We start from the raw sequence: 14,508 nt of genomic DNA on the forward strand, positions 1-14,508 counted from the left end.
ATGAAAAAGTTATTATTATTCGCGGCCGTTCTTCTTTTGGCTGCATCGTGCAACAGCAATAAGACAGAACAGACTGATCAGGCCGAAGATGCTTCGGCAGTAGCCGGAGCTCCGGTATATAAACTCGACAGTTTGTTGGTAATAGCCGATCAGATGGTCGACAAAACGGTTACAGTACGCGGTTTCGTGACGCATACGTGTAAACATTCGGGCAAACGTTGCTTTATTGTCGGCGACGACCAGAAAACGTCTGTCCGTGTGGAGGCTAAAGGCGAAATCGGCGGCTTCAACCGCGAGCTTATCGGTTCGGAACTGGCTATCACAGGGGTGTTGAAAGAGCGCCGGATGACAAAGGAATACATCGACCAGTACGAGGAGCAAGTAAAGGAAAAGAAAGCTCAGGAAGATGGCTCGGCAGAGACTTGTGAGGCCGAACTGAGCAATATAAACGGCATGCGCGATTGGATGAAAGCCAATAACAAAGATTATTATTCAACTTACTACATCGACGGAGAAAGCTATGACGTCATCGAAGGATAATAATAAGAAGCCGAAAAAAATAAGCCGTTGGCTGCGTATCATACACCGCGATTTGGGGTTTCTGATGGTCGGTGTATGCCTCGTTTACGGTATATCGGGATTCTTGCTCAACCACATGAATGGCAAGGATCCTGCTTTCACCACCACGGAGGAATCTATCCAATTGGATAAGAGCCTGACCAACGAAGAATTGAAAGTGATATGGGCTGACAAGAAACTGCCCGAGTTGAAGCGGATTATGGCTATCGACGATGTGCATTCACGCCTGATGCTCAATGGCGGTATCGGTGTTTATAACTCGGCTACGGGTATTGTGGATTACGAAACCCATTCCAAGAACGAGTTTATTTTCTGGATAAACAAACTCCATTATAACAAAGTAAAGGGATGGAGCGTGATGGCGGATATATTTGCCGTGTCGCTTATCTTTTTTGCCGTATCGGGTATTTTCATCGTAAAAGGCAAACACGGCGTTGCCCGTCGCGGGAAATGGTATCTCATCGTGGGCATTATCATCCCTGTCGTGTATGTGATACTGGCTTAGAAGGTGCAGCCGACGGAGAATGTCAGTTCGTTCAGCTTGTCGCCGTTCAGGTATTGAACATCCGAAGCTTTGCTCAGGCTGTAACGCAGCGAAGCATACCCTTTCACTCCGATATGCTTTAGCAACCGCGAATACCGGAAACCGATATCACTCCTTATCTGATTGTTGGTGAGGTATTCATATTCCCTGTAAAGGTTCAGATCGCTGCTCTTGGGCGTTGTTTCCGATGGAGTAGCATACAAACCGTCGTTCTTTGGTGTTCCGCTTCCTGTCTGATACGATGCTCCCAGCAGGAAACTGTACATATTCAATCCGTTGACGATATTCCGCTCTGCCTGTAAGTTGAATCGGGTATAGCGGATTGTTTGTTTGCGGTAGTAAGGATACAAAGAGGCCGTTTGCCTGCGTTGCCAGAATTGTGCGCCTGCCGACACTACCCATGCAGGGTTGTAGTCTTCGATACCCAGATACCCGGTATATTGCGCCCGCGCGTTGAAAGTTTCTTTGTCACCGACTTTCAGATTACCGTGATATACGATAATCGAGGTAGAGCCTTCTCCGGGCACTGTTTGCTTTTCGTAGATATTCTCGTAATTATCTAACTGTTCGTTGTCGATATTGACTTCCAATACATGTTTGTTCCTCTTTTGTGCGAATGATAGCATCCCCCTGTATTCCCATATTCTGGCGCTATGCTCGCTATATACAATCGTGCTGCTGGATTTTCTGCCGTAATAGCCGTCGCGGGATTTATAGGTGGCTTCGTTCAGAAAACTGATTCCATTATTTAGATGTACATTCGCCTGTAACGATCCTCCGTGAAATTCATTGAACATAGGATTGCTCCTTCCTGCCTGTGTATAACCTTGGCCGGCATTCTCCTGATAGGTTTCTAATACGCCGAAGAAAGCCCCGTACGAAATAAGCGGGGTATAGATTCTGTCGGTCGTTCCATATGCTTTGAAAGTCAATTCTTCGGTTGTCCGACGGTAGTAATAGTTAGCGCCTATCTCGACCGATTTGCTTAGCGGATAGCTGGCGCCTGCCGTGGCCTGCAAATCCATCAGTTTGTTTTTGTGGCGTAAGTCTTTTGTTTTTGCGTAGTTTGCTGCTCGGTAATCTACCTTAGCACCTAAGGTCAGCCCTTTGTAGACGTCTGCGCTGATAGCGCCTGTCAGGTGGTAATTTTCGAGTTCTTTGTTTCCGCGTGTTGTATCGGCAAACTCTACGATGTCGAACGGATTGTCGTATGGATTGATAAAGGCCGAACCGCCCATATTTTTTCCTTCGAAGTAATTATAGCTCACCTTTCCGTAGAAAACGATTTGCGGGTTGAGCCTGTAAAAAGATTCTACCTGTGCGCCTAAGGTGTAGTTATCTTCGGATTGGTGGTAGTTGATAAAATCCCCGTTTTGCTTGGTTGCATTTATCGCTGCGGATGAGATGTAATCGATAGGTAAATGCTTCATTCCGGCAGCATTGTAGCCCGTGAGGCGAATATCCGATTGCTTGATAAAAGAAAAATCCTGCCAGCGGATGCTGTCGTTTTGTGCTGCCATGTTGGCGGAGCATAACACTCCGCCAAGCAGCATCAGTAGTAATATTTTCAGTGAGTCTGACATTCTGTTTTTAATCTCTTAAAGAGGCTTGTTTACGTTGGTGAAAATCGTTGGTCGAGTTGTTGGTATCCTGATAGATGATACGCGCACCGTTGCGGATGGATGCTTCGGCATCGATGCCACTCGGGTCGGTACTTTCGTTTCCGTCGATAGTTGTGCCCATGCTGTAACTGTAAACCAATTTACCTTGATTCCCGGCTAATGCCTCGGTCGATTCTTTATCCACATTGCGATAAAGTGCGTGTCCATGCTGGTGTTCCAAATATACCGCTCCTCCGTCTACAGCAGGCGTAAGGCGTTTTTTGTTGGCTGTGCTACTTGCCGTGAATACCTCGATACCATCTAATATCCATTCGGTCGGAACTTTCCTGCGGGCATTTGCTTTGCTCACTGTTCCTCCGTAGTAATTTTCGTTTGCCGGATCGTCCACAAAGTCGGCCGGGCTGACACCGTCGGTGTGGAAGACAAAGAATGCCGGAGAAAGCGTGCTCAATGCCCAGGCATTTCCTGCACCATACATTTTGGCTAAAAGATAGTGAGAAGCAGGAATTACGGAAGAAGGTGCCGGATAATAGGATGTATTGCTGTAACCGCTGGCAGGATCGTATGTGCAATAATAGTCAGGATTAGCAAAATCGATAGAATTACTATATACCGGTGTGTGGTCGATTGCACCGTTCAGCGCAATAACAACCTCTTCGCCCGGTTTCATGGTCATTCGGCTCTGGAAATACCAGATACCATTGCCCGCAGGAATCCATCCTTCGTTTGCGTACAATAGCGAACCTCCTACGTAGTCATTGTTCGAGCCGTGCGAATTGTAAGGTAGTACCATACCCAAACATAAATTATCTAATTTGGCTTGTTGGTCGGAGTTGTTATATAATATCACATACTTATCCATCTGGAATACCCCTGACCCGTCATCTTTCTGGCATCCGCCTACGTAAAGCTCTTTGATAACTATCTGGCCGGTTTTTACCTCGCTCAGCGTTACTTCTACAGGCTCTAAACCAGTCCACAGATCTGTCAGGGCGATACCGTTTTTCGATCCGTTATAGGTATAACTGTATCCGTCGATAGCCCGTTTGTCGGTTACGGAAGCATTATATACCCCCGAAGGAAGGATGAAATCAGCCTTTCCGCCGGCGTCGGTTTCTACGGTGTACGCCTTTTCGTTTGTGTCGGTCAGGGTTACTTTTACGCCTGTTGTTGCAGACAATTGCCCGTCGGTAGGATATACCAACTGTATGGACACAGGGAATGTTTTATATCCATCGTCGTCGTCGCTACATGAATAGCACAGGAACAATGTGCAGCTTAAAATTAAATAAAGATACTTTTTCACAATTTTGAATATTAATTAGTTAGACATATAATTATAATTTCAACCGGAGTGATAATCCGTAATAAAACTTAGGTATATAAGAGCTATCGTAGAGAGAGACTTCGAGATTATTCTGCGACCTTCTCACCCTTTTCATGCTGTTGAGGAAATTGGTTGCATAGAAAGAGATGGAAGCAAAATCGCCGATTTCTTTCGTCACACTTATATTAACCGAGAAATAAGCCGATATTTTTTCGGGCTTGAAATAACTCTTGGCATTTGTTTTCCTCACTAAATCGCGCAATTCCAGATACAGATTATAGTCGTTGTCCTTAGCCCATTTGAATTTGTCGGCAAAAGGAATCTTCGTATCAGGATCGTCCCATGTCGAGTAATAGAGCGGGTATACGGCTACATATTTGTCGCCGCTGTAGATGTCAGTGTTGGCACTGAAATCGTCTGAAATATCGTCGAGCGCATAGCCCCAATTGCTGCCGTTATATTCGCTTAATCTGCGGTCGTAGTTGTATAAGGAGCTTTCTATCTTAGCGGAAATAATAAGCCGTATTTTAGGTATGTGGGTAGTGATAGTCAGGTTGGTATTGATTCTTTTTGTGATGCTTCCGTTGCTGGGACTTGCACCGCCACCCGATTCGGTAGAATAATTAGACGTTCCCACATAATAGCCAATGTATTTGTATGGATTTCCGTCGGGCGAACTTGGTTTCCATTCTATTAGGTTCTCTTCCAAACCCTTGTAGCGGTAGAAATTACCATCTAACCGGATGGAAGTACGCAAAGCCGATATGGGTGCAAAGTCGATACTCCAGTCGATTCCGCTGCGCTTTACGGTCGAACCGTTAATGAACTTCTTCCTTGCCCTGAACTCTTCGCGGGTTACATACGGAAGTTGCATGTTAGGATGAATCCCGCTTCGGTCGGATACGGTGACAAGGCCTGTTGTTTGATCTATCGAAAATATCCGGTCGTTGGAAGGGATAGGAAAAGTATCGTCCAGAATGTTACCGTTTGTATAGTTATACGTATAAGGGGTATATATATTGACTGCCGTATAGGGGTTGTAGGTTTTGTTCCGGAAAGCCGATATATTTACTTTCGCCCCCAGAATGTTAGCCTCTAATCCTATCTCCATCTGCTTGTTGTACTGCCATTTCAGGTCAGGGTTGTATATTGCCTCGTAGGGCATGGAGTAGTATGCATAGTACGAATCGTTATTGAGTGCCGTTGTAGAAGCAAAAGAAAGCTTATCCGCATAATTCTGCGAAGGATAGAGCACTTCGAACGAAGGGAGCTTTATCGCCTTTCCCCATCCGGCATACAGGCTCAAACTGCGAACAGGCTTTTCGGCGTTCTCCCAGAAAGTATATTTAGCATTGAACCGTGGCGAGAAACCGCTCGCTGTACCGTATTCCGAACCCTTTATGCTGGTTATGTCGGCACGGATACCTGCTGTCAGCTGGAAGGTGGACAGGTCATTTACGGGGAGGGTTATTTTATCTTCGGCATACAGGGCTATATTGTTCATATAGGGTTTATCGCTGTATTTGTCGGCACGCCATGTGGGAGCATAGCGCATATCGTCGTAATACTTTCCGTCTCCTTTGTTTCCGCTTCTGGTGAAATCGGAACCTATTAATACCTTATTGGTCAGTTTACCGAATTTGCGTACCCACGAAGCCTTCGCTTTGGCGGCATAATCGATAGGCTTATTTTCGGTGTAAAGCAGTTGATACCAATACCCTTCGGGCAGGAATATAATAGGCGCATCGCGATTCTCATCGTACTTGGTAGCGATAAAATAACCTTCCTCCGTTGTGTGAATGGCTGCCTGCGCCGAAGAACTGCTTTTGTTTTCGTTCTTCTTCTGTAACTTGTCCGCATAATTGATCGAACCCGATACTTCGAGGTTGGTAATCCACGATTTATCTAATAACCAATTCAGTTTGAAATGCCCGCGATAGACATTGTCTTTCGCTTTCAGGTATGTATTGGTAAATTTGTCGGGATCGGATTTGTCATTATATCCGCCGACGTTTCCGGTGAAGCCCACGCTCAAGGTGACAGGTCTGTTATTGGCTTTATTGAAAGAAGTAGAATAGGTCAGCGAAAATGCGTTGCGGTCGTACGACGTATAAGGAGAAGCAATATCGGATGTCGATTTTGTATGCTCGAGGCTTGTATTCAGCATACCGAACTTATCCCCGAGCGAGAAACCTTTGGTTAAGGCTATCTGCTTGGTATTCGGTCTTGTCGCCATTTCTATGATGAGCGGCGACTTTCCTTTGCGGGTATTTATCTTGACTATCCCGCTCGTCATATCGCCATATTCCACTGAGGCAATGCCGGGAGTGATTTCGATAGATTCGATATTGATAGAGCTGATATTGCGGGTGCTTATACCTTTCGTCTCTCCAAACTCCGAATTGTTTTGCAGGCGGACGCCATCTACCTCGATGGCTGTGCCGAATGAGGGATTTCCTTTCTCGCCTGATCCCCCGCGCAAAGAAAATCTGTCGTCATTAGAAGCCAGATTCTGATCACCCCGCGATTTACCTCCGGGCAAGAGGCTTGATATATCGTTGACGTTCAGTATCTGTGCGTGGTCTAACGTTGTGCGGTCTATCGTATACGAGGTGGTCAGCGCTTCGGTTTTTTGCTGTGCCGTAACGACTACCTCGTTCAACGCTAAATTGTCTTCGGGCAGGGACAATATCAGGCCTATTACATCGCCGTCGACATTCACTTCGAAAGTTGTTTTTACGTATCCGAGGCTATGCACTGTCAAAAATACTTTTCCGGAGGGGACACGTTGCAGGCTGAACTCCCCCTTTTCGTCCGAGAGCGTCCACAACTCATTGTCGGGGAGCGAAATAGTCGCAAATTCAACAGGCTTTTTATCCTTTTTGCCGATTATTTTTCCGGCTATTGTATTGTGTTGACCGAAAGTCGCTTGAACGAATCCTACGAGAAAGATAACAAGTAGTATATATCTATTCATAGATAAATCTTAATGATGTGCAAATTTCGTTTATTCAGGAGTTTTGGGCAATCCCCAATAATAGGTAATAATCTCTTGCAGGCTCACCATTTTTAGGTATTGAATATTCCGTCGATTAAATATGCATAAGAAAGAATAATTGTTTATTTTTACGTACACAAATCACACTAACTAAATTAAGGCTATACGACTTAGACCAGCAAAAACGATATGTCAGAAATTATACATGTAGCATTTACTTACCTGCCGGTAATCAATTTTGCCATGCAGCAAAACCGGATTGCAATCGTACGGCAGCTATCCATCGAAAATAAAACAGGACAACGCTTAGAAAACGTCCGGATAACACTGACACCCGAACCCGCTTTCGGTACACCGGTACCTTATGTTGTGGAAGCGATACCGCCAAACGAGACTGTCCGGATAGAAGCCGATTTGCTTAATCTCTCTGCCGATTTCTTTACGCAGTTGACCGAACGCCTGGCGGGACATTTTACCTTGGAAATTACAGCCGGCGAAGAATCCGTTTTCCGTCAGACTTATCCTGTCGATATACTGGCATACGACCAGTGGGGAGGACTTGCCGTTTTGCCCGAAATGCTTTCGGCGTTTGTTACCCCCAACCATCCGGCAATCGCTCCCATCCTGAAACGGGCGGCCATGATTCTGGAACAATGGACAGAAAATCCTTCGCTCGACGAGTATCAGAGCCGCAACCCCGACCGTGTGCGCAAGCAGATGGCTGCCGTGTATGCGGCCATAGGAGAGCAGGATATAATATACAGCACCATCCCCGCCAGCTTCGAAGAATATGGGCAACGCATCCGCCTTGTAGACACCATCTTGGCGCAGAAACTGGCTACTTGTCTGGATATGACGCTACTCTATGTTTCGTGCCTCGAAGCAATCGGGCTTCATCCGCTTATTGTGGTGACGAACGGGCATGCTTTTGCCGGGGCATGGCTCATCCCCGATACTTTCCCCGATAGCGCGATCGACGATGCTGCTTTTCTGACAAAACGTGCTGCCGATGGCATCAACGAGATAGCCCTTGTAGAAACAACCTGCATGAATATGGGCAACAGCGCCGGATTTGATGCGGCCGTAGATATAGCTGATAAGAAACTACTGAACCAGGCCGATTTTGTATTGGCTATCGATGTCAAGCGTGCCCGTTTCTCGGGAATACGTCCTATCCCTCAACGCATATTGAATGGTATATTGTGGGAGATACAGGAAGATAATACACCGCTGCCGACCGATTCGCCGGTAGCACCGGAGAGCATTTCCCCTTACGACCTTTCGGGCATCAGCGAGGAAGTGGTAATGACCAAACAACTCCTGTGGGAGCGGAAATTGCTCGACTTGAGTTTGCGGAATAACCTGCTGAATATCAGGATGACCAAGAATACGCTGCAAATTATTTCTGCCGACCTGCCTCATTTCGAGGATGCGTTGGCTGATGGGGCGGAGTTCATGATTCTGCCCAAACCTACCGATTGGGATAACCCCTTGTATAACTTTGGGTTGTATCATCCGCTTTCGGCGTCCGATCCGGTGCTGGATTTGGTGAAGTCCGAATTGGGGCAACACCGTTTGCGTTCTTACTTTACGGAGCGGGAACTGGCGAATGCGCTGACACATCTCTATCGTTCGTCGCGTACGGCGATGGAAGAGAACGGAGCGAATACCCTCTACATCGCACTCGGTTTGCTGGAATGGTATGAAACGCCGAGCAGCGAGCGTCCGCGCTATGCGCCTATACTCCTGCTTCCTGTCGAAATCATCCGCAAATCGGCGAGTAAAGGTTATGTTATCCGTAGCCGCGAGGAAGAGACGATGATGAACATCACCTTGCTCGAAATGCTCCGTCAGAATTTCGGAATCACCATCAATGGACTCAACCCTTTGCCTGTGGACGAAAGTGGGGTAGATGTGCGGCTTATTTATTCCATCATCCGCAATGGTATCAAGAATCAGCGGAAATGGGATGTGCGGGAGCAGACGATATTGGGTATATTCTCGTTCAATAAATTCATTATGTGGAATGATATCCACCATAATGCGCATAAACTGATAGAAAACAAGCTTGTTTCGAGCCTGATGAACGGGCAGATAGAGTGGGAGGTAGCCGAGGATATGAAAGACGCTTCGGACTTGGATAAGGAGCTGTCGCCTGCCGATATTGTGCTGCCGATAAATGCCGACTCGTCGCAGTTGGAGGCAATATACGAAGCCGTCAATGGCAAGAGTTTTATTTTGCATGGCCCTCCGGGGACAGGTAAATCCCAGACGATAACGAACATCATAGCCAATGCCTTGTACCGTGGCAAACGTGTCCTGTTTGTTGCCGAGAAAATGGCTGCTCTGTCGGTCGTGCAAAAGCGGTTGGAGGCTATCGGATTAGCGCCTTTCTGCCTCGAACTGCACTCGAATAAGACGAAGAAAACATTGATACTCGAACAGTTGCGGCAAACGACAGAAGTTGTGAAAACCTCTTCTCCCGAAGATTTCCGGCAGGAAGCCGACCGCATACTGGCATTGCGCCAACAAATCAATGGTTATGTCGATACTTTGCATAAGAAATATCCTTTCGGGACGTCACTCTATGATGCTATAACGGCTTATTTGTCAATTGATTCGGATGTTGAAATAGCTGTTCCCAAAACATTGCCGGAGATTGTTACGAAAGAGCTTCTGGCAGAGTGGGATGATGCGCTGGAGGAAATGATAAGCGTGGCGCAGGCATACGGACACCCTCACAATCATCCGCTCACGGGAATCAGGATAACCGATTATTCGGCAGTGATAAAGGACGATACACAGCAGCTTCTTTCCAATGCTATCGGGTTGTTGTCGGAGCTGAAAGGTAAGATACAGGTCTTTTCTGATTTGTTGGGCGAAAGCGGGACGCAGTATAATAAGAAGCAGATTGCTGTAATCTCCAAGCTGGTCGGTCAACTATTGACTATCCCCGAACTTACGCCCGAATTGCTGACCGCTCCGCGTTTGCACGAGGCACTGGAAGAATATCGCGAGGTTATCCCGCACGGCGAAAAAAGGGATGGGCTGAAAAAAGAACTCTTGGGTTCGTTCTCGGAGCAAATCCTTACTCTGGATAATGCTGCCCGCTTATTGGTGGATTGGGACGTATCTTCGGCAAAATGGTTTTTACCTAAATTCTTCGGGCAACGAAAGGTTAAGAAGCTACTGAAACCATACGCTAAGACAGGAAAAATCGAGGCAGCAGCCGTTCGCGGTTCGCTCGAGCAACTGATAGCTTATCAGGTGGAGGAAGCCTATCTGAATTCACGTGCAGAGCGATTCCCGGCACTGTTCGGGCGATACGGCAGGAAAGGTATCGAGGATTGGGCTGTTATCGGGCAAATCGTTGAGGATACGTCCATTATCAATTCGCTTATCCTGAACTATGCGCAGGATATAGCAAAAGGGGCATCTATAAAGGAGGCGTTGGCAAAACAGCTGTCCGAAGGTATAGGCTCGTTCAGAGCCATTCATGCCAATTCGTTGCAGGAAGTAAATAGCTTGCTGGATAAGTTGAACATATTTGAAAATCAGTTGAATACTAAGCTGTCGGTGGGTGCCGATATATTATATTCCGATTCTACGGCATGGATAGATACAGCCTTGTCGAAATTGAATAACTGGCTGTCGAATTGGGATAAGCTCAAAGACTGGTATCAGTGGCTGGCGGTTTATGCGAGGATGGAAGCGGCGAATATCGCTTTTGTTGCCGATTTCTACAAAGAAAACAATATCCCCACGGACAAAATAAAGCATATATTCATCAAAGGATTGAACAAGGCTTTTATAGAGCATATATTAGAAAAAGAGCCCCGACTGGAACTATTCAAGGGGCAGTTGTTCGATGACGTTATTCTCAAATACAGGGCTTTAATAGCCCGATTCGAGGACTTGACAAGGAAGGAATTATTTGCTCGCTTGGCGTCTGGCATTCCTAACTTTACACGTGAGGCGACACAAAACTCGGAAGTCGGCATCTTGCAGCGCAACATCCGTAATCGGGCACGGGGTATCTCTATCCGTCGTCTGTTCGACCAGATTCCGACGCTCCTTTCGCGTATGTGCCCGTGCATGCTGATGAGCCCTATCTCGGTGGCGCAATATATCGATCCCGATGCCGAGAAGTTCGATTTGGTTATCTTCGACGAGGCATCGCAAATGCCGACTTACGAGGCGGTAGGCGCTATCGCACGCGGAGCGAATATTGTGATTGTGGGCGACCCGAAACAGATGCCTCCGACTAATTTCTTCTCTACTAATACGGTGGATGAAGATTATATCGAAATGGAAGATTTAGAGAGCATTCTCGACGATTGCCTGTCGCTGTCTGTTCCATCGAAATACCTGCTATGGCATTATCGCAGTAAGCACGAAAGCCTTATTGCCTTTAGCAATTCCGAGTATTATGATAATAAATTGCTGACTTTCCCGTCGCCCGATAATATCGAGTCCAAAGTCCGCTTAGTACCTGTCGAAGGGCATTATGATAAAGGGAAAAGCCGCCAAAATAGGGCAGAGGCACAGGCTGTTGTTTCCGAAATAGCCCGACGTTTGCGGGACGAGGAGCTACGGACGAAGAGTATCGGCGTCGTTACCTTTAGCATTGTGCAGCAGTCGCTTATCGAGGACTTATTGTCCGAATTGTTTGTTTCCCATCCCGAACTGGAAGCGTTGGCTTATGAACGGGAAGAGCCTGTATTCATCAAGAATCTGGAAAATGTACAGGGCGACGAGCGGGATGTAATCCTCTTCTCGGTAGGATACGGGCCGGATAAGAACGGAAAGGTAAGTCTGAACTTCGGGCCTTTGAATCGCTTAGGTGGTGAGCGGCGGCTGAATGTAGCCGTTTCGCGGGCGCGTTATGAGATGATTATTTATTCGACGCTTCGTTCGGAGCAGATAGATTTGAATCGTACTTCTGCGGTTGGGGTGGCAGGATTGAAACGTTTCCTCGAATATGCCGAAAGGGGAGAGCGTTTTGTTTCGGATAAGTCTCTTATACAGAACGATGTGAGTAGAAGTATAGAGCATATAATAGCCGACAGGTTGAACGCCTCGGGCTATACCATCCATACCAATGTCGGGTGCTCGGGCTACCGGGTAGATATTGCGGTCGTCGATAGGGCGAATCCGTCGAAATATGTGCTTGGTATTCTGTGTGATGGGGAGAATTATAAACGGACGAAAACGATGCGCGACCGCGAGATAGTGCAGACTTCTGTATTGAAACAGCTGGGCTGGAATATTATCCGTGTGTGGACAATGGACTGGTGGGAAAATGCCGAAGCTGTCATTGCTTCTATACTCGAGGCTATCGAGCATGCCGGAAAGGCTGTGGATATTTCAGCTGTGACTGCTGCAAGTGTAGAGACCGAGCCGCTGGAAACTCCCGAACCGATAATAGTTACCACAAAGCCGACAGAGGAGGTTGCGACCGCTTATACGCCTACGCCGCTTCGCCTTGTCCATCAACCGACGGAAGCATTCTTCCATTCCGAACACAGAACCCTTATACTGAAACAGATAGATGAAATTATGGAGCATGAAGCGCCAATAAGCCGCGCTTTGCTGTGTAAAAGGATTATTGCAGCGTGGGGTATCTCCCGTATGGGAAGCCGCATCGATACTTATATCGGAGAATTGCTTTCGGAAAAGGGATTGTATCAATCCGAAAATGAAGGACTTGTATTCCTGTGGAACAACGAGCAACAATACCACGGGTATAGTACCTACCGCATCAACTCGGGGCGGGATGCTACGGAGCTGCCTCCCGAGGAGGTTGCCAATGCTATGAAGCAGTTATTGAAAGATGAAATAAGCCTGCCTACGACCGATTTATCCCGCTTGGTGGCTCACTTATTCGGATTTTCGCGTAGCGGAGCGAACGTAGATGCGGCCATGCACAGAGGGTTGAAGATTGCTCTGGAAAGGGGATATATAAAGGTGGAAGCAGGAAGGGCTTTGATTGGCTGAATTGCACTACCTGATACGTTTTTCTATCTTTTTTAGCACATCGAGGGATTTCTGGACGTATTCGTTTTGTGGTTCTATGGAATGCCAGAAGCAGAGTTGCCCGATCAATCGCTTCAGATACGACGGATCTTGCGATTTGATGTGCTGTTGGTGGCGGTTTAGTCCGCGGGTCGTGATGAAATGTACATTTTTTCGTATTTCCCGTTTGGTTGTTTTGGGGATTGTCAGTTTTTCGCCCGAACTGACGGATATGCCTGTGATTATTTTCCGTCTGTTGGGTGTCATATACCTTGTCTTTTTGTGTTTTATTCTGAATCGCGCCTCTCCGACTATCCTTTGTATGGCAGGTAATATTTCGTCTTTTGCCAAGCTATTGCCCGAGAGGGTTATATCATCCGCATAACGCGTATAGGTCAAATTGTTTTCGGTGGCTAAAGCATATAGCTGCTGATCCATTTCGTATGCTACTATGTTGCTGAGTGCCGGGCTTGTAGGCGCACCTTGCGGCAACTGTCCTCGCAGGCAGCACAAGAAAGTCAGGACTTCGGCAATATTGAGCGGGTAACCGATTTTCTGGAATGTTTTCCGGATGGTATCCCGTTTTATCGAGCCGAAAAAGTCGATAATATCCACTTTCAGCATATAGTCTTTCCCTAAATGCGGTCTGGCATTGTCGGCAACCGACTTTTTGTGCCTGAATCCCGTGGCAGCAGGATGGATGTTGACGGGAGCAAGGATGCGGCGGTAGATGGTTCGCTGAATGGAAATCAATGGCTCCTGCGGGGCGGATATGGTGCGGTAGCCTCCGCTTCGCTTACCTAACAGGAATTTTTTGTAATAATTGCTCTGGTAGGCGAGGATTAGCCTGAGAGCATTTTCGTCTACTGACAAGAAATTGGCGCACCATGTTATGGCTTTATCATCGAAGGGAAGGCTCGGTTTTCTTTCGAATAGCTGCGAGAATATTCCTTTTTTCTCCACCTTTGGGGGTGGTGTACTATGCTTTCTGTTATTGGCATAGGAGGGGGAGGTGTTGATCTCCTTGTTATATCCTTTGGGATTCCTGTTGTAATGGTCGGTTGTACGGCTGTAATCATCCTCTTTCCGGCTGTATTTGTAGATAAGCCAGATGATGATAACGGCAACTGATATGATAACAAGTCCGGTCATACAGGAAAAAGCAAAAAAGAGGATGAGTGTTTACTATTAGGCATAATTGTATGTTATCTATAATCTGTAAGATTTAGCACATAACATACAATTACGCCTAAATCCCCAGAAAGAACATGAGTGTATGAGGCGAATACACCTCTTCTTTTGCTAAATCTTTAGCTCATCCTCTTACTTGTGCGAAGATATGAAAATTTATCGATCCTGATATGGCTTGTATAAAAAGAATGTCTTTTGTTGAACACTCTATCGAATTATCGAACGGTTTTAT

The 14,508-nt window shown here is 46.6% G+C and carries 7 protein-coding genes; 3 read left to right on the forward strand and 4 right to left on the reverse strand.

Annotated elements, in window-relative coordinates; genetic code table 11:
- Positions 1-540, forward strand: a complete 540-nt coding sequence (locus D0T66_RS06210; protein WP_163356389.1) for a hypothetical protein — start codon at positions 1-3, stop codon at positions 538-540.
- Positions 521-1,084 carry a PepSY-associated TM helix domain-containing protein gene (locus D0T66_RS06215; protein WP_255489749.1) on the forward strand — a complete coding sequence of 188 codons (564 nt, stop codon included), beginning with the start codon at positions 521-523 and terminating at the stop codon, positions 1,082-1,084. Before D0T66_RS06210 ends, D0T66_RS06215 begins: the two co-directional genes overlap by 20 nt.
- Here the strand turns inward: D0T66_RS06215 and D0T66_RS06220 are convergent.
- The 3 genes from D0T66_RS06220 to D0T66_RS06230 are packed head-to-tail and all read right to left on the reverse strand — an operon-like array spanning position 1,081 to position 7,049.
- The gene (locus D0T66_RS06220) at positions 1,081-2,706 is read right to left on the reverse strand and encodes a DUF6850 family outer membrane beta-barrel protein (protein ID WP_163356390.1); all 1,626 of its coding nucleotides are present in this window, start codon (positions 2,704-2,706) and stop codon (positions 1,081-1,083) included. The two genes, D0T66_RS06215 and D0T66_RS06220, sit on opposite strands and share 4 nt — an antisense overlap.
- Before the next feature lie 7 nt (positions 2,707-2,713).
- Complete coding sequence (locus tag D0T66_RS06225; protein ID WP_163356391.1) at positions 2,714-4,051, reverse strand: DUF4876 domain-containing protein; 1,338 nt, start codon at positions 4,049-4,051, stop codon at positions 2,714-2,716.
- A 31-nt stretch (positions 4,052-4,082) separates the two neighbouring features.
- Complete coding sequence (locus D0T66_RS06230; protein ID WP_163356392.1) at positions 4,083-7,049, reverse strand: TonB-dependent receptor; 2,967 nt, start codon at positions 7,047-7,049, stop codon at positions 4,083-4,085.
- Positions 7,050-7,259: 210 nt separating this feature from the next.
- On the opposite strand from D0T66_RS06230, the gene D0T66_RS06235 reads away from it, so the two are divergent.
- A complete protein-coding gene (locus D0T66_RS06235; protein WP_163356393.1) occupies positions 7,260-13,067 on the forward strand; it encodes a DUF3320 domain-containing protein in 5,808 nt (1,935 codons plus the stop codon).
- A 6-nt stretch (positions 13,068-13,073) separates the two neighbouring features.
- Here the strand turns inward: D0T66_RS06235 and D0T66_RS06240 are convergent, their stop codons facing one another.
- Complete coding sequence (locus D0T66_RS06240) at positions 13,074-14,237, reverse strand: retron St85 family RNA-directed DNA polymerase (protein WP_163356394.1); 1,164 nt, start codon at positions 14,235-14,237, stop codon at positions 13,074-13,076.
- Positions 14,238-14,508: the final 271 nt, after the last annotated feature.

Source organism: Dysgonomonas sp. 25, assembly GCF_010501075.1.
GTDB lineage: Bacteria > Bacteroidota > Bacteroidia > Bacteroidales > Dysgonomonadaceae > Dysgonomonas.

Excerpts from the sequence above, each read along its gene's own strand:
- D0T66_RS06210 (WP_163356389.1), top strand. The coding sequence starts at position 1 with ATGAAAAAGTTATTATTATTCGCGGCCGTTCTTCTTTTGGCTGCATCG.
- D0T66_RS06215 (WP_255489749.1), top strand. The coding sequence starts at position 521 with ATGACGTCATCGAAGGATAATAATAAGAAGCCGAAAAAAATAAGCCGT.
- D0T66_RS06220 (WP_163356390.1), bottom strand. The coding sequence starts at position 2,706 with ATGTCAGACTCACTGAAAATATTACTACTGATGCTGCTTGGCGGAGTG.
- D0T66_RS06230 (WP_163356392.1), bottom strand. The coding sequence starts at position 7,049 with ATGAATAGATATATACTACTTGTTATCTTTCTCGTAGGATTCGTTCAA.
- D0T66_RS06235 (WP_163356393.1), top strand. The coding sequence starts at position 7,260 with ATGTCAGAAATTATACATGTAGCATTTACTTACCTGCCGGTAATCAAT.
- D0T66_RS06240 (WP_163356394.1), bottom strand. The coding sequence starts at position 14,237 with ATGACCGGACTTGTTATCATATCAGTTGCCGTTATCATCATCTGGCTT.